Origin of the sequence: Bradyrhizobium sp. SEMIA (assembly GCF_014844175.1) — a bacterium.
In the GTDB taxonomy this organism is placed as follows: Bacteria; Pseudomonadota; Alphaproteobacteria; order Rhizobiales; family Xanthobacteraceae; genus Bradyrhizobium; species Bradyrhizobium arachidis.
Window position 1 is genome coordinate 2,126,649 of the sequence record NZ_CP046601.1, and the last position, 17,368, is coordinate 2,144,016.

15 protein-coding genes, 1 tRNA gene and 2 pseudogenes are annotated in these 17,368 nt (G+C 65.8%); 6 read left to right on the plus strand and 12 right to left on the minus strand.

The window, feature by feature from the left end:
- Positions 1–59 precede the first annotated feature (59 nt).
- Positions 60–920, plus strand: a complete 861-nt coding sequence (locus tag FOM02_RS10315) for a class I SAM-dependent methyltransferase (RefSeq protein WP_027559508.1) — start codon at positions 60–62, stop codon at positions 918–920.
- Positions 921–1,131: 211 nt separating this feature from the next.
- On the opposite strand, the gene FOM02_RS10320 is transcribed toward FOM02_RS10315, so the two are convergent.
- From FOM02_RS10320 to FOM02_RS10345, 6 genes and pseudogenes are all read right to left on the minus strand, one after another.
- On the minus strand, positions 1,132–2,118 hold the full coding sequence (locus tag FOM02_RS10320) for a cation diffusion facilitator family transporter (protein ID WP_265441746.1): 987 nt from the start codon (positions 2,116–2,118) through the stop codon (positions 1,132–1,134).
- 2 nt (positions 2,119–2,120) lie between these two features.
- A pseudogene (locus tag FOM02_RS10325) lies at positions 2,121–5,331 on the minus strand (efflux RND transporter permease subunit).
- Positions 5,324–6,301 carry a divalent metal ion exporter adaptor subunit IhpB gene (gene ihpB / locus FOM02_RS10330; RefSeq protein ID WP_027559505.1) on the minus strand — a complete coding sequence of 326 codons (978 nt, stop codon included), beginning with the start codon at positions 6,299–6,301 and terminating at the stop codon, positions 5,324–5,326. The pseudogene FOM02_RS10325 and the gene ihpB overlap by 8 nt, the downstream one beginning before the upstream one ends.
- Positions 6,298–7,390: pseudogene (locus FOM02_RS10335) on the minus strand (TolC family protein). The gene ihpB and the pseudogene FOM02_RS10335 overlap by 4 nt, the downstream one beginning before the upstream one ends.
- Before the next feature lie 57 nt (positions 7,391–7,447).
- Entirely contained in the window at positions 7,448–7,807 is a 360-nt protein-coding gene (locus FOM02_RS10340; protein ID WP_027559503.1) for a hypothetical protein, read from the minus strand.
- 118 nt (positions 7,808–7,925) lie between these two features.
- A complete protein-coding gene (locus FOM02_RS10345) occupies positions 7,926–8,168 on the minus strand; it encodes a hypothetical protein (RefSeq protein ID WP_027559502.1) in 243 nt (80 codons plus the stop codon).
- Positions 8,169–8,536: 368 nt separating this feature from the next.
- Between FOM02_RS10345 and FOM02_RS10350 the strand changes: the two genes are divergently transcribed.
- On the plus strand, positions 8,537–9,430 hold the full coding sequence (locus FOM02_RS10350; protein ID WP_027559501.1) for a hypothetical protein: 894 nt from the start codon (positions 8,537–8,539) through the stop codon (positions 9,428–9,430).
- Between the two features lie 17 nt (positions 9,431–9,447).
- On the opposite strand, the gene FOM02_RS10355 is transcribed toward FOM02_RS10350, so the two are convergent.
- The 3 genes from FOM02_RS10355 to FOM02_RS10365 form a co-directional block, all read right to left on the minus strand.
- Positions 9,448–10,263, minus strand: a complete 816-nt coding sequence (locus FOM02_RS10355; protein ID WP_027559500.1) for an alpha/beta fold hydrolase — start codon at positions 10,261–10,263, stop codon at positions 9,448–9,450.
- A gap of 91 nt (positions 10,264–10,354) precedes the next feature.
- Positions 10,355–11,605, minus strand: a complete 1,251-nt coding sequence (gene pepT, locus FOM02_RS10360) for a peptidase T (RefSeq protein WP_027559499.1) — start codon at positions 11,603–11,605, stop codon at positions 10,355–10,357.
- 105 nt (positions 11,606–11,710) lie between these two features.
- Positions 11,711–12,010 carry an HU family DNA-binding protein gene (locus FOM02_RS10365; RefSeq protein WP_027559498.1) on the minus strand — a complete coding sequence of 100 codons (300 nt, stop codon included), beginning with the start codon at positions 12,008–12,010 and terminating at the stop codon, positions 11,711–11,713.
- 236 nt (positions 12,011–12,246) lie between these two features.
- On the opposite strand from FOM02_RS10365, the gene FOM02_RS10370 reads away from it, so the two are divergent.
- From FOM02_RS10370 to FOM02_RS10380, 3 genes are all read left to right on the plus strand, one after another.
- Positions 12,247–12,323 (plus strand) — tRNA-Asp (locus FOM02_RS10370).
- A gap of 172 nt (positions 12,324–12,495) precedes the next feature.
- On the plus strand, positions 12,496–12,822 hold the full coding sequence (locus tag FOM02_RS10375) for a hypothetical protein (RefSeq protein ID WP_231164037.1): 327 nt from the start codon (positions 12,496–12,498) through the stop codon (positions 12,820–12,822).
- Between the two features lie 5 nt (positions 12,823–12,827).
- Positions 12,828–13,103, plus strand: coding sequence for an SEC-C metal-binding domain-containing protein (locus FOM02_RS10380; RefSeq protein WP_027559496.1), 276 nt, complete (start codon positions 12,828–12,830; stop codon positions 13,101–13,103).
- An 83-nt stretch (positions 13,104–13,186) separates the two neighbouring features.
- Here FOM02_RS10380 and FOM02_RS10385 read toward each other — a convergent pair whose 3' ends face one another.
- Positions 13,187–13,390, minus strand: a complete 204-nt coding sequence (locus FOM02_RS10385; RefSeq protein WP_027559495.1) for a hypothetical protein — start codon at positions 13,388–13,390, stop codon at positions 13,187–13,189.
- 356 nt (positions 13,391–13,746) lie between these two features.
- On the opposite strand from FOM02_RS10385, the gene FOM02_RS10390 reads away from it, so the two are divergent.
- Positions 13,747–14,649 carry an alpha/beta fold hydrolase gene (locus FOM02_RS10390; protein ID WP_028146275.1) on the plus strand — a complete coding sequence of 301 codons (903 nt, stop codon included), beginning with the start codon at positions 13,747–13,749 and terminating at the stop codon, positions 14,647–14,649.
- Positions 14,650–14,753: 104 nt separating this feature from the next.
- Here the strand turns inward: FOM02_RS10390 and FOM02_RS10395 are convergent, their stop codons facing one another.
- Both FOM02_RS10395 and FOM02_RS10400 read right to left on the minus strand, forming a co-directional pair.
- A complete protein-coding gene (locus FOM02_RS10395; RefSeq protein ID WP_027559494.1) occupies positions 14,754–16,046 on the minus strand; it encodes a spinster family MFS transporter in 1,293 nt (430 codons plus the stop codon).
- 60 nt (positions 16,047–16,106) lie between these two features.
- Positions 16,107–17,297 carry an aromatic ring-hydroxylating dioxygenase subunit alpha gene (locus tag FOM02_RS10400; RefSeq protein WP_027559493.1) on the minus strand — a complete coding sequence of 397 codons (1,191 nt, stop codon included), beginning with the start codon at positions 17,295–17,297 and terminating at the stop codon, positions 16,107–16,109.
- Positions 17,298–17,368: the final 71 nt, after the last annotated feature.

Sequence of the window (17,368 nt, forward strand, 5' to 3'; positions counted from 1 at the left end):
GACGGCGTCATTGCTTTTCGGCATCGGGGTCTTTCGACCGAGCTGCCAGAGAGGCCCCCATGGAACAGCCAAGCGGACACGAGCAAAACGCCGACCAGATCGCCTATTGGAACGGCCCGAGCGGGCAGCGCTGGGCCGACCGCCATGCGGCGCAGGAGAAGCTGCTCGGGCCGATCGCCGACGTCCTGATCGACCGTGCCAAACCAAAGCCGGGCGAGCGGGTGATCGATGTCGGCTGCGGCTCCGGCGCGACGACGGTCGCGTTCGCAAAGGCGGTTGCGCCCGATGGCCTTGCGCTCGGCCTCGATGTGTCCGACCCGATGCTGTCGCAGGCGCGCGCGTTTGCGCCAAAGGGTCTGCCGCTCGATTTCGTGCTGGCGGATGCGACGGTCCATCCATTCGAGCCGGCGAGCTTTGATCTCCTGGCCTCGCGCTTCGGCGTGATGTTCTTCGCCGATCCCATCGCGTCCTTCAGCAATCTCCGCCGTGCGCTCAAGCCTACAGGGCGGCTCGCTTTCGTCTGCTGGCGCGAGCCGAAGGAAAACCCGTGGATGATGGCGCCGCTGATGGCGGTCTACAAACACGTGCCGAAGATGCCGCCGGTCGGGCCGGAGGAGCCGGGCCCGTTCGCCTTCGCCTCGGAAGAGCGCGTGATGCGCATCCTCAAGGGCGCCGGCTTCGCGGACGTCGCGATGGAGCCGCACAATCTCCCCATGGACATCGCCATCGGCGGCGGTCTCGACGCCGCCGTCGACGGCTCGCTCCAGATCGGCCCCGCCAGCCGCGCGCTGCAAGGCCATCCGCCGGAGACCTATGACGCTGCCAAAGCCTCGATCCGCGAGACGCTCGCGCCGTTCCTGAAGGGGCAGAGCGTGGCGCTGCAGGGTGCGATCTGGATCGTGACGGCGAAGGCGGCGTAGAGAGTTTGCTGCTCAGCGTCGTTCCAATCCCCGGTGTCGTCCCGGACAAGCGGAGCGCAGGTCCGGGACCCATAACCACGGGGAGAAGTTTGACGAGGACTCGTGGTCGTCGGCTCGCGCCGCGACTTCTCCCTGTGGTTATGGGTCCCCGCGTTCGCGGGGACGACACCGAGCGAGCGGCAGCGATGCGCGCCACAACGGTCGCCGTCCCTCACACCACATCATCCGGCGCCAGCGCGCAGCCGTTGTCGGGATGCGTCTCCACCTGAAGCGTGGTGTGGCCGATGCGGAACGATGTCCTCAGCAGCTGCGCGGTCTCCATCAGGAATGCATCGCCGGTGCCGGCGGGCATGACGAGATGGCAGGTCAGCGCCGTCTCGGTGGTCGAGATCGGCCAGACGTGGAGATCGTGAATCCCTGACACGCCCGGCCGCGCCAGCAGGAACGCCTTGATCGCCGCAAGGTCAGTGCCCTTCGGGGCTGCGGCCATCGACATGTCGATCGAGCCGCGCAAGAGGCTCGTCGTGCTCCAGAGGATGGTGGCGCAGATCACGAGGCTGGTGACGGGATCGAGCCAGAGCCAGCCGGTCCAGATGATCAGCGCTGCCGAGACCACGACGCCGAGCGAGACCGCGGCGTCGGCCGCCATGTGCAGGTACGCGCCTTCGATGTTGATGTCGTCCTTGCGGCCGCTTGCGAACAGCATGGCGGTGAAGCCGTTGATGAGGATGCCGATGCCGGCGACCACCATCACGGTGACGCCCGCGATCGGCTCCGGCTCGCGCAGGCGCAGGATCGCCTCCCAGCCGATTGCGCCAGTCGCGACCAGCAGAAACACCGCGTTCGCCAGCGCCGCCAGGATGGTCGAGGCACGGAAACCGTAGGTGAAGCGGCCGCTCGGCGCGCGCTTTGCCGCAACCGAGGCGCCCCAGGCCACGACAAGGCCGAGCACGTCGGACAGGTTGTGGCCGGCGTCCGCGAGCAATGCCGTGGAGTTGCCGATATAGCCATAGACCGCTTCGGCGACGACCAGCGCGGTGTTCAGGGTGATGCCGATCGCGAACGCCTTGCCGAAATTGGTGGGCGCATGGACGTGTCCGGCACCATGCGCGTGGTCATGGCCATGGCTGTGACCATGATCATGCCCGTGGCCGGCATGATCATGATGGTGATGGCTGTGATGGTCGTGGCTTGCCAATTCTAGCGCTCCGCCAAGTCAGCCGCCATTGTAGGCGCTTCGCCCGCGGCGTCACGGCGGAACAGCACATAGAGCGCCGGCAGTACCAAGAGCGTCAGCACCGTCGAGGAGATGATGCCACCGATCACCACGGTCGCGAGCGGCCGCTGCACCTCGGCGCCGGCGCCGGTGGCGAGTGCCATCGGCACGAAGCCGAGCGAGGCGACCAGGGCCGTCATCAGCACGGGGCGCAGACGGGTCAGGGCGCCTTCGGCGCACGGCTTCCGCAATGGGCCGACCCTCGCTGCGCAGCCGCTCGATGAAGGCGATGATGACGAGTCCGTTGAGCACGGCGACGCCCGACAGCGCGATGAAGCCGACGCCGGCGCTGATCGACAGCGGGATGCCGCGCAACAGCAGCGCCGCAACGCCGCCGGTCAGCGCCAACGGCACGCCGGAGAACACCAGCGCCGCATCCGCCGCCGATCCCATGCCCATGAACAGCAGCAGGAATACCAGCAGTAGCGCCACCGGCACGACGATCGTCAGGCGCTTGGTGGCGGAGACCAGCTGCTCGAACTGTCCGCCCCAGCCGATCCAGTAGCCCGGCGGCAGCTTGACCTTTTCGGCGACGGCTGCTTCCGCCTCGCTCACGAAGGAGCCGAGATCGCGCGCGCGGACGTTGGCGGTGACGACGATGCGCCGCTTGCCGTTCTCGCGGCTGATCTGGTTGGGGCCGGGCGTCGTATCGACGGTTGCGACCGACGACAGCGGCACGTAGCGCATCTGAGCGAGGGGAGAGCCTGACAGCGCTGTGCGGATCGGCGCGCTGGCCGCGGCGTCCTCGCCTGGCGGCAGCGGGATCGGGATGGCGCGGATCGCCTCGAGATTGCCGCGCAGCTGCTCCGGCAGGCGCACGACGATGTCGAAGCGGCGGTCGCCCTCGAACAGCTTTCCGGCCGACTTGCCGCCCACCGCGATCTCGACGATGCCCTGCACCTCACTGATGCTGAGCCCATAGCGGGCGAGCGCCTGACGATCGAGGCGGACGGTGAGGATCGGCAGGCCCGAGACCTGCTCGATCTTGACGTCGCTGGCGCCGCGGATGCCGCGGATCGCCGCCTCGACCTGCTTTGCCGCGCCTTGCAGGATGTCGAGGTCGTCGCCGAAAACCTTGATGCCGACGTCGCTGCGCACGCCGGAGATCAGCTCGTTGACGCGAAACTGGACCGGCTGGGAGAGCTCATAGGCGCTGCCGGGAATGTCGTCGGCGGCCTTGTCGATGGCTTCGATCACCTCCGATTTCGGCTTGTCCGGGTCGGGCCATTCGGCGCGCGGCTTCAGCATGATGTAGCCGTCGGTCTGCGCCGGCGACATCGGATCGGTGGCGACCTCCGCGGTGCCGATGCGGGTGAAGAACTCCTTCACCTCCGGAATCTGCATGATGCGCTTTTCCAGCGCCTTCTGGAGGTCCAGCGACTGGGTGAGGCTGGTGCCGGGAATCCGGATCGAGGCCAGCGCGACGTCGCCCTCGTCCAGGCTCGGAATGAACTCGCCGCCCATTCGCGAAGCGGCGATGCCGCTCGCGACCACGATGACGACGGCCATGATCGCGACGGCGGCCCGGTTGTCGATGGCAAAGCGGAGCAGGGGGAGATAGGCGCGCTTTGCCATCCGCATGAACAGGTTTTCGTGCTCGGAAACCTTGCCCGTGACGAAGATGGCGACCGCCGCCGGCACGAAGGTGATGGAGAACATGACCGCCGCGCCGAGCGCCATCAGCACGGTCAGCGCCATCGGCGTGAACATCTTGCCCTCGACGCCCGTCAGCGTCAGCACGGGCAGGTACACCACCGCGATGATCAGCGTTCCGAACAGGCTCGGCTTGATGACGTCGCTCGACCCGCGCTGGATCGCGCGCAGCCGTTCGGAGGTCGTGAGCAGGCCGCCTTTCTCGCGCTGGGCCACCGCCAGCATGCGCAGGCAATTCTCGACGATGATCACGGCGCCGTCGACGATGATGCCGAAGTCGATCGCACCGAGACTCATCAGGTTGGCGCTGACCTTGGTCTCGACCATTCCGGTGATGGTCATGGCCATCGACAGCGGAATGACGCAAGCCACCACCAGCGCGGCGCGGATGTTGCCGAGGATCAGGAACAGCACGGCCACGACCAGTGCCGCGCCTTCCACAAGGTTGTTCTGGACCGTGCGGACCGTGGCCTCGACCAGATGGGTGCGGTCGTAGACGGTTCGCGTCACGACGCCGTCGGGCAGCGATTTGGCGATGTCCTCGAGACGCGCCGCGACACGACGCGCCACCGTGCGGCTGTTCTCGCCGATCAGCAGCATGGCGGTGCCGAGCACGGTCTCCTCACCGTCGCGCGTCGCCGCGCCCGTGCGCAAATCACGGCCTTCGGTGACGGTGGCGATGTCCCGGATCCTGACAGGATTGCCACCGCGCGAGCCGATCACGACATCCTGGATCTCGCTGATGCTGCCGACTTGGCCCGGCGACCGCACCAGATATTGCTCGCCGTTGCGCTCGATATAACCGGCGCCGACATTGGCGTTGTTGGCGGCCAGCGCCGTCATGACGTCGCGAAAGCCGAGCCGGTAGGCCATCAGCTTGCCGGGGTCCGGCAGCACGTGGAATTGCCGCTCGAAGCCGCCGATGGTGTTGACCTCGATCACCCCCGGCACGTTGCGAAGCTGCGGCCGGATGATCCAGTCCTGCACGGTGCGCAGGTCGGTCAGCGAGTAATCATGGCCGCCTGGTGCCTTCGCGCCCGCCTTGGCCTCGACGGTGTACATGAAGATTTCGCCAAGCCCGCTCGAGATCGGTCCCATTGCGACCTCGACGCCGGCCGGCAGCTGGTCCTTCACCTGCTGGATGCGCTCGCCCACGAGCTGCCGGGCGAAATAGATGTCGGTGCCGTCCTTGAAGACCACCGTCACCTGGCTGAGGCCGTAGCGCGACAGCGAGCGCGTGTAGTCGAGCTTGGGCAGCCCGCCCATCACGGTCTCGACCGGGAAGGTGATGCGCTGCTCGGTTTCGAGTGGCGAGTAGCCGGGCGCGCGGGTGTTGATCTGCACCTGCACGTTGGTGATGTCGGGTACGGCGTCGATCGGCAGGCGCTGAAAATTCCAGCCGCCGAACGCGACGGCGCCGAGCGCGAGCAGGAGGACCAGCCAGCGCTGCTTCAGCGAGGCGGCGATGAGGCGCTCAATCATGCTCGGCCTCCCCCTTGCCCATCTCGGCCTTCACCACAAAACTGTTCTCCGCGACGTAGTGCTCGCCGGCGGAAAGGCCTGCCTTGATCTCGACATAGCGCGGGTCGGAGTCGCCCAGCTCGACCGGCCGCGCCTCGATCTTGTCGCCATCCTCGCGCACGAACACGATGGTCTTGTTCTCCAGTGTCTGGATCGCGCTGCGGCGCACGGCGACCGCGACATTGCGGGCGGCGAGGATCAGCCGCGCCGTGACGAACAGGCCGGGACGCAAGCGTCCGTCCGGATTTGGCAGCACCACGCGCGCCAGCGCGGTCTGGGTCTCGCTCGAGCCGATCGGCGCCATGTAGGAGATCGTGCCCTTGATCTCGCCGCGGCCGTCGTCGGGGTCAATCAGCACCTCGTCGTTCAGGCGCACGCGCCGCAGATCCTGCCGGTAGATCGACAGATCGACCCAGATGGTGGAGAGGTCGGCGACGACGAAGGCCGGCTTCTGCTCGGAGGCGTATTCGCCGAGCGAGATCTGGCGCTCGATGACGGTGCCGGCGATCGGCGCCTTCAGCTCGTAGACCGTCAGGCTCTGGTTGCTCTCGATGGCGGCGAGCAGGTCGTCCTTGGCGACCTTGTCGCCGATGCGCTTCTGGATCGATTTTGCAAGCCCGGGAAAGCGGGGAGTGACCTGAACCACCGCCTCTTGGTTGGCGCGCAAGATGCCGTTGAAGGACAGCGTGTCGGTCAGCGTCGCGCTCGCGGCCTCCGCCAGCGTCACGCCCGCTGCGGCCAGCTTGACGTCGGAGATGCGGATGCGGTCGGCGCCGTGCTCATCCTGCTCGACATGATCGTTCGGCTTTTTCTGTTCGGAATGCTCGGTATGGTCGGTGTGCGCGACCTTGGACGGCGCGAGCAGGGAATAGCCGTAAGCGCCGAACGCGGCGGCCACGACGGCAACGAGAATGGTGGAGACTGTCTTCATCGTGCGCTCTCCCGCGCGAGCGTGAAGGGATTGCCGACGAGGCCTTCGATGGTGGCAACGCCGACATGGAAGTTTTGCAAGGCCTCCTGCTCGCGCAGGCGCGCCTGCGTCACGCTCGCCTGGGCGTCGAGCACTTCGAGCAGGGTGAAGCGGCCCTGGCCGTAGCCTTGCGAGATCGCTTCGGACGCTTCGGTCGCCTTGGGTATGGCGGTCTCGCGCAGCACCGCGAGCTCGCGCAGCGAGCCTTGCACCGCGTCGTAGGCGCGGCCGGCGACCACGATCAGCGTGTTGCGGCTCGCCTCGCGCTCGGCCTTGGTCTTGGCGAGGCTCTCCTGCGCCGAGAGGATGTTGCCCTGGTTCTGGTCGAACACGGGGATCGGTACCGAGACGGTGAGGCGCACCGCGTCGTCATTGGTGTCGTTGAAATGGCGCCAGCCGGCGGCGATGCGCACGTCTGGGTAGGGCCGCAGGCGCGCCATCAGCAGCTCGGCATTGCGCTGGGCATAGACCGCGGTCCAGCGCACCAGCTGCGGATTGGCGTCGATGGCGGCGACCACCGACTGGAACGTCGGCGGCTTGCCCATGGTGTCGAGCCGGCCGGAGACCTCGCCGAATTTCGCGGCAGGATCGCCCATCAGCACGGCAAGCTCGCGCCGTACGCTCGCCAGCGTCGCCTTGAAGCGCTCGCGGTCGGCCCTCCAGCCTGACCGCCTTGCGCTGGATCGCGGCGACCTCGATGCCGGCCGCGCCGGCTGCGACCCGCGCCTCGCGCTTGCCGAACAGCTCGAAGGCCTGGCTGATCTGAAGCGTGGTCTCGGCCGACCTTGTGCCGCGATAGATGCCGGAGCCGAACGAGTTGTCCTGCTCATAGGACAGTTCCGGATTGAGCAGTGCGCCCGCCTGGATGCGCTGGCCGGTGGCGATGCCGACATCGCGCTCCGCCGCCGTCAGGCGCGGGCTCGCGGCCAGCGCACGCGATAGCGCCGCGCGCATCGTCAGCGTCTGGGCGTGTGAGGTCAGCACCAGCGGTGGGCTGATGAGAAGAGCCATCGCGCATGCCATGCGCGCGGCCGTCTGCCTGGAAAGCATGAATAGGACCTGTGAAGGAGACGAGATGGGCGCGCAGCTGGCGCCCGGCTGATCCGTTCAGGTCAGATGCTTGGGGGGCCGGGAGTCGGTATCGGGGACGATGCCGGTGAGGCGGGGCTCGGGCTCAGGGTGCGGAGCCGCCACGAATGGGATCGACGTGCTCGATGGTGCCGGCTGAACGACTGCGACCGAGAAGCAGCCATGGCAATGATGGCCGCCGATCGCCTTGTGGTCGCTATGTCCGGCCGTATCGAGCACCGCCGCGATTTCCGAGCCGCCGGCAGGCGTGGTCACGTCGACGTCGTGCAGGCCGTGCAGCGCGCCGGCGAGCAGATAGACGGCCGCGATCAGCACGGACAGCAGGCCGCGCCAGTTGCGCGGTCGGCGGGATGCTGAGGGCTGGCGGTTCGCGCGCACGACGTCACTCTGGTTGCGGTCTGGGCCCGACCTAGCATGGCGGCGGGAACAGTGTCGACCCGCAACATTGTTACGTCCCAGGAACATTTGCCGCAGCAGCGCGAGCTGCGAGCGCTTCTCACTGGCGGGCGATTACACGCAGGGGCGAGGCGAGCGTTTCGATCGCGGTCGCGCGCGCCGGCTCCGGAACATGGCTGATCTCGTCAGCCTCGACTGTGATGACGGCGTGACAGCTCGCCTCCATCGCCCGCTCCAGCCATTTGATGGCTTCGTCGATCCATTGATCGTGGTGCTCGGGATCGGCGAGGGCCTTCTCCCGGAATATATCCGCCTGATGCAGGCACGCCGTTCTGCGGTCCACGCGCTCTCCCGATTTGCAGGTCCCGTCCCGATCGCATCTTTGATGATCCCGCCGCCGGCGTCGTTAACATACGACAGGAAACGGGCAGGTCAGGCGGTCGCACACGCGGAAAGGCCCCAGCTCCGGGGCTGCCCGGCTGGGGCCTTTTGTGCTCACAATCTTCATCCTTGGGACTTGGACAGACAATTCGCATCTCGCCGGTTCGTTCCACAAGACCATGCCGAATTAGGAACGTTCCTCCTGCCTCCTGATTAGCGATTGGGAATGTTGAGGAGGAAGGACCATGGACGGACTAATTTATCTCATCGGCTTGATCGTCGTGATCATGGCGATCCTGTCATTCTTTGGCCTGCGCTGAGAGAGCCGCGATGACAATCGAAACTCTCGTGCAGGAAGACGTGATGGAGGGCGGCGCGGCGATCGCCGAGGATCGCCGGACCATCCAATGGGGCCCGGTGCTGGCAGGCGCATTCGCCGCCGGAGCGATGTCGTTCATCCTCGTCGGCTTTGGCGTTGCCATCGGCCTCGGGGTCAGTTCGGCCTCGCCGACATGGCGTGATGCGTCGGCGGCGTTGGCACTGCTGTCCGGGCTGTATCTGATCATCCAGGCGATCGTCAGCTTCGGCTTCGGCGGCTACATCGCCGGCCGGACCACGCGACCGGCGCCGGCGCTAACGACGATCGAGGATGACGGCGAGCGACGGGACGGGCTGCACGGCCTGACGTCCTGGGCTCTTGCCGTGCTGATCGGTGCGGCGCTGCTGGCGATCCTCGGTGCGGCCGCGCTCGACCGTTCGCCGATGCGCAGCGGAGCCGGTAATGTCACCTCAGCCGAGCCGCTGCTCAGCTATGAGCTCGACAAGCTGTTCCGCGCGCCGCGCAGGCCGCCCAACACCGACATGCGGGAAGCCCGCGCCGAGGCGGGACGCATCCTGATGACGTCTTCGAGCCATAGCGGTGTCAGCACCGACGACCGGACCTATCTCGTGCAGCAGGTCGCTGCGGCCACGGGATTGGCGGCGCCTGATTCCGAGCGGCGGGTCGACGCGATGATCGCGGAAGCCCACACGGCGATCAACCGCGCGCGGCGCAACTCGATCATCGTGGCCTTCTCGGTTGCGGCGGCGGCCCTGATCGGTGCCGCAGTCGCCTGGGGTGCCGCCGTTGCCGGCGGACGCCACCGCGATGGCGAGCCGTTGCCGAACTGGATGGCAAGCTCGAACCGCTTCCATCGCAGTCCGCGGGCGATGCCGGTGCCGTAAGCATGCGAGGCGCGGACCTAGCTGTCCGTCCCCGCACGCCGGCCCACGAATTCGGCGATCAGGCTCGTGATTTCCGCGGGACGCTCCAGGCTAGGGAGATGAGCCACGTCCGGCATTTCACGGCCCTCCGCCCCCGGGATTGCCGCAACGACCCGACGACAGCGATCCTGGACATAGGGGAAATCGAGGTCGCCCCACGCGATGAGGGTCGGTACCGCGATTTCATGGAGTCGGTGGAAGAAGGGAACAACGTCCACATCCGCGCCGAAGGGTTGGGAGCGAAGCGCGATGCCGTTCATGTCGAGGAGCAGATCGCGGGCGGAGCCGGCAACGCGACCTTCGGGCGCCAGCGGTCCGTCCAGCCAGAGGCGGGCCTTCATCGCGTTGAGCCGATCGAGATCGCCGGATGCCTCGGCTTCCTTCGACTGCATCATCAGTTTCTCGATGTCGGGACTGTAGACCGGATCGGGTGCCCCCGCGACGTTCGGAGCGATCAGGACGAGCGCGCGAACAAGCGACGGGTGTCGGAGGGCGGCATCGAGCGCGATGCGACCGCCAAGGGAGCAGCCAACGAGGATCGCGGGCCCGTTGTCTGCGGTAGCCTCCAGCACCGCCACGAGGTCTGCGAGGGCGGAAAAGTCTTCAGGCTCGGCGCGCGTCTCGCCGAACCCGCGTCGGTCATAAGCGACCGCCTTGTGGGTCGCACTCATTCCATTCAGCTGGACGCGCCACATCCGCCGGTCGCACACATTGGCATGAAGAAAGACGACGGCAGTGCCGTTGCCCGCCACGTCTGTTGCAAGGTTGGCGCGACCGGACCGAACATATTGCATTTGCATGTCCAAGACTAATGCATGTCCAAGGCTAACGGCGTCGCGACTGGGACGGGCCGGGACGAGCGCGGCCATCCCTGTCTTCGAGAGGCTAAGCCTTCTCCTCCCAGATCATCGCCAGATGCACGATGGTCTGCACCGCCTTTTCCATGTCCTGCCGGCTCACCCATTCCAGGCGCGAATGGAACGCGTGCTCGCCGGCGAAGATGTTGGGGCAGGGCAGGCCCATGAAGGACAGGCGCGAGCCGTCGGTGCCACCGCGGATCGCGGTGCGCATCGGGCGCAGGCCGGCGCGGCGGATCGCCTCGATGGCGTATTCGAGCACGTGCGGGTGACGGTCGATCACCTGCTTCATGTTGCGGTACTGCTCGCGTATCTCGAACGTGTAGGTCGAGCGCGGATAGTCCTTCATCACGTCCTTGACGATGCCCTCGAGCAGGGCCTCCTTCTCCTTCAGCCCTTCCTCGGTGAAGTCGCGCACGATGAAGGAGAGCGTCGCCTGCTCCAGCGCGCCGTCGATGCCGATCGGATGCAGGAAGCCCTGCTTGCCCGAGGTCGTTTCCGGCGAGCAGCCTTCCTTCGGCAGCCGCTCGACGATGGCGGAAGCGATCTTGATCGCGTGCTCCATCTTGCCCTTGGCGTAGCCGGGATGGGCGCTGACGCCGTTGATGGTGATGGTGGCGCCGTCGGCCGAGAAGGTCTCGTCCTCGACGCTGCCGGCGCTTTCGCCGTCCATGGTGTAGCCGAAATCGGCGCCGAGCTTCTTCAGGTCGACATTGTCGACGCCGCGCCCGATCTCTTCATCCGGCGTGAACAGGATCTTGATGGTGCCGTGCTTCACGTCGGGGTTGTTGATGAAGAAATGCGCGGCATCCATGATTTCGGCGACGCCGGCCTTGTTGTCGGCCCCGAGCAGCGTGGTGCCGTCGGTGGTGATGATGTCGTTGCCGATCTGGTTCTTCAGCGCGGGGTGCTCATTGAAGCGGATCACCTGGCTGGGATCGCCGGGTAGTGTGATGTCGCCACCGCGATAGTTCTTCATCATTTGCGGCTTGACGTCCTTGCCGGTGACGTCGGGCGAGGTGTCCATGTGTGAGCAGAAGCAGATCACCGGCACCTTCTTGTCGGTGGTGGCCGGAATCGTTCCGTAGACGTAACCGTACTCGTCGAGATGGGCGTCCGCCACGCCCATGGCCTTCAGCTCGGCGGCGAGCACGCGGCCGAGGTCTTTCTGCTTCTCGGTCGAGGGCGAGTGAGGGGAATCCGGATCGGACTGGGTGTCGATGGTGACGTAGCGCAGGAAGCGCTCGGTCACGGTGTGCGAAAAGGAGAGAGAGGACATTTCTGGTCAACCGCCGGGTCTTTGGGGAAGCAGGCGGTATATCAGAAAAGCGGGCCTTGATGCGGCCGGACGAGATGGGATCAGGCTTAACGAGACGTAAGCCGCTCAGATCGCCTCTTTCAGTTCCTTGACCGGGCGGAACGCGACCTTCTTGCTGGCCTTGATGTGGATGGCCTCGCCGGTGGCGGGATTGCGGCCGGTGCGGGCGGCGCGCTTGCGGACCTGGAGGATACCGAGGCCGACGATGCGGACGCGGTCGCCCTTCTTCAGGTGCTTGGTGATCAGCTCGACCATGTCGGTGAGGACGGCTTCGGCGTGCTTTTTCGACAGGTCCTGGCTCTCCGCGATATCGGCGGCGAGGTGCTTGAGCGTGATGGTGGCGGGAGCGGCAGCTTTCTTTGCCATGTCTGGCCTCCTCCATTCCTGGCGAGGTCTCGGGGAGGGCCTCGGAACCACGCAAGTGACGGAAGGCGTAGACGATTCGGGGCTGAACTGACTACGTCGCGAGAGGTGGAGGAGGCTCTGCACGCACGCAATCGGCGGGGGACGGGACTATTCCGGCTTTAGGTACCAACGTCCTTGACTTCACTTGGTCCGGCCTTTAATTCCCCCCTCGTTCCGCGCGGACACATACGCGTCACGCGGGAGTAGCTCAGTTGGTTAGAGCGCCGGCCTGTCACGCCGGAGGTCGCGGGTTCGAGCCCCGTCTCTCGCGCCATTTTTGGCGGAATCTCAATAGCTTACATGCCGGACCTGAGCCTTCCCGACACGTGGTCGGGATGAAATCCCTATGTTTCTGATTTTGCCTGTGGCGGGCAATGCGCAACAAATCGCGCATCACGCGAGCACGGCCACGACTGGCTGAAACGGGACTTGGCGGAATCGATCTCATGCAGGCAGCCGATTTCAGCGCAACGCTGCAAAATTTGTTCGCGAAGGGCGTGCGCTACGGGACCGTGGTCGATCTCGGCTGTGCCGATGGACACTTCGTGCTCAACCATCTGTCCTGTCTCGGCGGTGCGGTGCCTCTCAACATCGATGCCAACGGGATCTACGAAGACTCCCTCCGGGCCATCAAGGAGGCGCTTGGCGGGGACTATCGCATCTGCGCCATCACCGATCATGAGGGTGAGATCGAGATCACCGAGTCGGTGCATCCTTACTGGTCGACATCAACGCGACACTGCTGGAGGCGGGCTTCTTCCTCTACGACCTGACGACGTTGCAGCGCCTGCGCGACGGAACGCTCGGCTGGTTCTACCCGGTCTATGTCAGCGGCAAGCTCGCGCATCTGAAGCCGCGGGCGTTCTGGGATCCCGGCGACAACACCGCGGTGATCGGCGTCCAGGAGGCGCGCCGAAAGATGGTCCTCGAGCAGAACAAGAAGATCCTCAACCGGCTGCGTTACGGCCCGAGCGACATCAGCCGCAACGATCCCTGTCCCTGCGGTTCGGGGCAAAAATTCAAGCACTGTTGCGGCAGCTACGGACCCGTCTGACGCGGGCACCCGGGGACGGCCAATAAAGCAAAACGGCCGCCAGAGGCAACCGTTTGGTGTCAAATCGGACCTTTTTTGGTCGATCAGCGGATCTCGGACGTGCCCGCGCTCGTGACCGCCACCGGCTTGCCGGCCTTGACCACGTGAGCGGACTGGGCGGTCTGGTTGTAATCGGCATTGGTGCGGGCTGCGATCCCGAAGCCGGCCACCGCAATGCCGGCAATCAGCGCCACCACCACGATTTTCAGGTGGGTCGCACGATCAGCAGAGTGAATTGAGTGGTTCATCTGAGCCTCCCGACGGGCTTTGCCGCCGTCTATGGGCTCATCTTCTAAGGACCATCTGTTTCCGGATGGTTTCACCGGTTTCGCAAAATGGTTTCATTAATACGCCCGGTTGGTTTCGCCGGGCTTGCGGCTTCAAGCGGTCCGCTGCGGACGGCCGCATCAGAGCGCCTGAGACGGAAAACCATCACGAAAACAACGGGTCGCCGCCGAGGCGGCCACGAGGCTGGCTTGGGCCGTCGTTCCCAGAAGTGGGTGATGTCTTACCTGCCGCGTAATCGCGGACGGGAGCTGCCTTCGCCATGATCGTGTCCGTCGGCAGCAAGCGACGTGCCGACCGATCTTGAGGGAGACACGCGATGAATCGTCGGACCGTCCTCGAAGCCACCCTGTTTGGGAGCGTCCTTGCGGCAGCCTCGGTCGCGAGCGCTCCAGCAGCCCAGCAGACCGCGCGATCACCCTATGTGACGGCCCGGGACGGCACGAAGCTGTTCGTGCAGGACTGGGGAAGCGGAAAACCGGTGCTGCTGCTGTCGGCCTGGACCTTCGACGCCAGCACCTGGGGCAGCCACATTGCCGCGCTCACTGAGAAGGGTTTCCGCTGCGTCGCGCCTGACAGGCGCGGGCATGGCCGTTCCGAGATGCCATCGACCGGTTATGACCTGGACACGCTGACCGACGACGTCGCCGCCGTGATCGAGCAGCGCGACCTGCGCGACGTGACGCTGGTCGGCTTCTCCATGGGAACGGCGGAAGCTGTGAACTATCTCGCGCGCCACGGATCGGAGCGGATCGCAAGGCTCGTGCTGGTCGCGCCGACGACGCCGTTCCTGGTCAGGACCGAGGACAATCCGGACGGGATCCCGAAGGCGATGATCGAGGCCGACAACGCCGCCATCGCGCGCGACTTCGCCAAATGGATCGCGGCGAACGAGGCCCCGTTCTTCACCGCCGAGACGCCGGAGATCACGCGGACCTGGATCCGGCAGATGATGCTGAGCGTGCCGCTGCCGGTGGCGCTGGCGTGCCGCAAGACCATCGCGTTCGCCGATCTCCGCAAAGCCGCCGCCGGGATCGATCGCCCGGCGCTGATCGTCCACGGCGACAAGGATGCCAGCGCGCCGCTGCCGCTGACCGGGGCCAAGACCGCCAAGCTGATCAAAGGCAGCAAGCTCATCGTCTATGAGGGCGCGCCGCATCCGCTGCCGCTCACGCATGGCGAGCGGCTGCTTGCCGACATGCTCGCGTTCATCGGCGCCTGAAGCATGATCCGGAAAAGTGCGAAGCGGTTTTTCGAAAAGATCATGCTCGAACAACAACCTAAAGCGCGATGACGATTCATCTGATCTCATCGCGCTTTAGGCGTTCAGCTCGCCCGTGCGATGTCGGTGCGGATGCTCCGCGCCGCCCAGATGAACAGCAGCGCGCCGAGCGTGGTCGTGACCGCCGCCGAGAGCAGGGAATAGCGCACGGCATCCGCGCCATAGCTGCCCTTCAGCGCGTCATTGACCATTCCGACGGCGAGCGGGCCGACGCCCTGGCCGAAGCAGGTGGCGGTGAGCGCGATCAGCGCTGAGGCCAGCGCCCGCATGCTGGGCTTCGCCACCGTCTGCGCGATCGCGAAGATCGGTCCGAGATGGAAGCCGACCAGGAACGAGGTCAGCGCCAGCATGGCGACCATCATCGCAAAATCCTGCGTCAGCATGCACAGCGCGAACACGGGGCCGGCAAGGCCCGAGGTGATCGCGGGCGCCCACAGCTTCCAGCGGTCGTCGCGGCGGCTCACTTGCGCCACCACGAAGCCGCCGAGCAGGGTGCCGGCCATGCCGGCGAGGCCCTTGAAGGTGCCGGCATAGGTGCCGATCTCGGCGCTCGATAGATGATGCACGCGCGCCAGGAACGGCGGGATCCAGGCCGCGGTGGCGTAGTTCGTGTAGGTCGTCAGGCAGAAGCCGATCAGCACGATGATGAAGCTGCGCTGCGAGGCCAGGAAGCGCAGCGTCGGCCCGAGCGGCTCGGGCACAAAATTCTCCTGCATCGCGCCGCGCTTCGGCTCGGAGATCGTCAGCCACAGGATGGCGGCGAGCAAGATGCCGGGCAGGCCCGCGACGTAGAACGCCATCCGCCAGCCATAGTGCTGGTTGACGTAGCCGCCGACGAAATAACCGAGGAAGACGCCGAGATAGGTGCCGATGGCGTAGATGCCGAGCGCGCGCGGAAGCTCGTTCTTGGCGAAGAGATCGGCAACGATCGATTGCGAGGCAGGGGAGCCCGCGGATTCGCCGATGCCGACGCCGATGCGGGCCAGCGCCAGCGAGGTCACGCTGGTGGCCGCGCCGCACAGCGCCGTCATCGCGCTCCAGAACGCGAAGGCGACGGCGACGATGTTGCGCCGGTTGAGCCGATCGGCGATCCGCGCGATGGGGATGCCGAGCAGGGAATAGAACAGCGCGAAGCCGAAGCCGGCCAGCAGGCCCATCATGGTGTCGCTGAGGGCAAACTCCTTCTTGATCGGCTCGATCAGGACGTTGAAGATCGTGCGGTCGAGGAAGTTCAGCGCATAGATGATGGTGAGCAGCCCGAGCACGTAATAGCGACGTGCCGAGGGCTTTGCCGCGGCGGCCGTTTGCACCGACACCTGTGACGTCACATCGACCATCGCTTCCCCCAATCTGTCTTTGTTATCGTTGTCGGTCCAGCCCTTGTTGGAGCTGGTTGGTCACCCTTCGCGGATGTAATTCCCCGCTTCGAATTCCACCTGCGGCGCGCTCTTATCGAAGGAGACGCCGATCGGATCGCGGCCCGCTTCCATCGCCTCCAATTGTTCGGTCAGCATGCGGCGGATCATCAGGATGCCGCGGTCGCTCTGGCCGAAATGCTCCTCGGAGTGGACCGTGACCTCGCCCTGGCCGACCTGGGCTTCATAATCACCGGGGAATTGCTGGTGCTCTTCCTCGGTCATGTCCCACCAGAATTTGCCGTTGAATTTCGAGCGCATGCGGCCGATCTCGCCCGATGCCTTGACGCGTCCGGCGACGTAGATCCGGAACGAGGTGTCGTCGATCGGCAGCACCCAGCCGATGGATTCGACGCGAGCGAACTGCGCGACGCGCGGGTTCGGCACCACGCGCAACGTCGGCAGCGCGGCCTCGGAGACGCGGTAGAAGATCTTGCCGTCGTCCTGCTTGCGCTCCGAGCGCACGAGGACGCCGCGCGGCGATTTCTCGAACTTCACCTCCGGAATGGACGCCATCATGTTGGTGAACTGTGGCCCCGAGAACGAGCCGTGCAGCACCGGCACGTGGTAGGGATCGACCACGTTCTCGAAATGCTGCAGCCAGTTGCAGGGAATGACGGCAGGTCCGCCGCCACCGATCGAGGAATCGTCGGCCTCGACCATTTCGCCCTCGTCCATGTTTTCCAGACACTCGTAAGCCGGCAGCACAGGGCGTTTCTCGGCCGGGCCCATATAGGCGAAGATCAGCCCGTAGCGCTCCTCGACCGGATACCAGGGCTGGCGCACCTTGTCCTTGAACTGGCCGCCGTCGGGCTCGCAGGGCTGCTCCAGGCAATGGCCTTCGGTGTCGAACTTCCAGCCGTGATAGCAGCAGCGGATGCCGTCCTCCTCGACCTTGCCGTAGTAGAGCGTGGTGCCGCGATGGCAGCAGCGGGCATGCAAGAGACCGGCGCGGCCATGCTTGTCGCGGAACAGCACGAGATCCTCGCCCAGCGCGCGCACCTTCTTCGGCGTGCCGGTGGCGTCACCGACCAGCCCGACCGGATGCCAGTAGCGGCGCAAAAGCTCGCCCATCGGGGTGCCGCGTACGACAGAGGTGAGCTCGATGCGCGTTTGCGCCGGCTTCATCGCATAGGCCGTGCCGAGATCGCGATCCCGCTGGGTGATGGTCATGCTGGTCCTCCCGCCGCGGCCTTGATGGCCGGGTCTCAACTTCGTCTTTGACCGAGTGAAAGATAATTCGA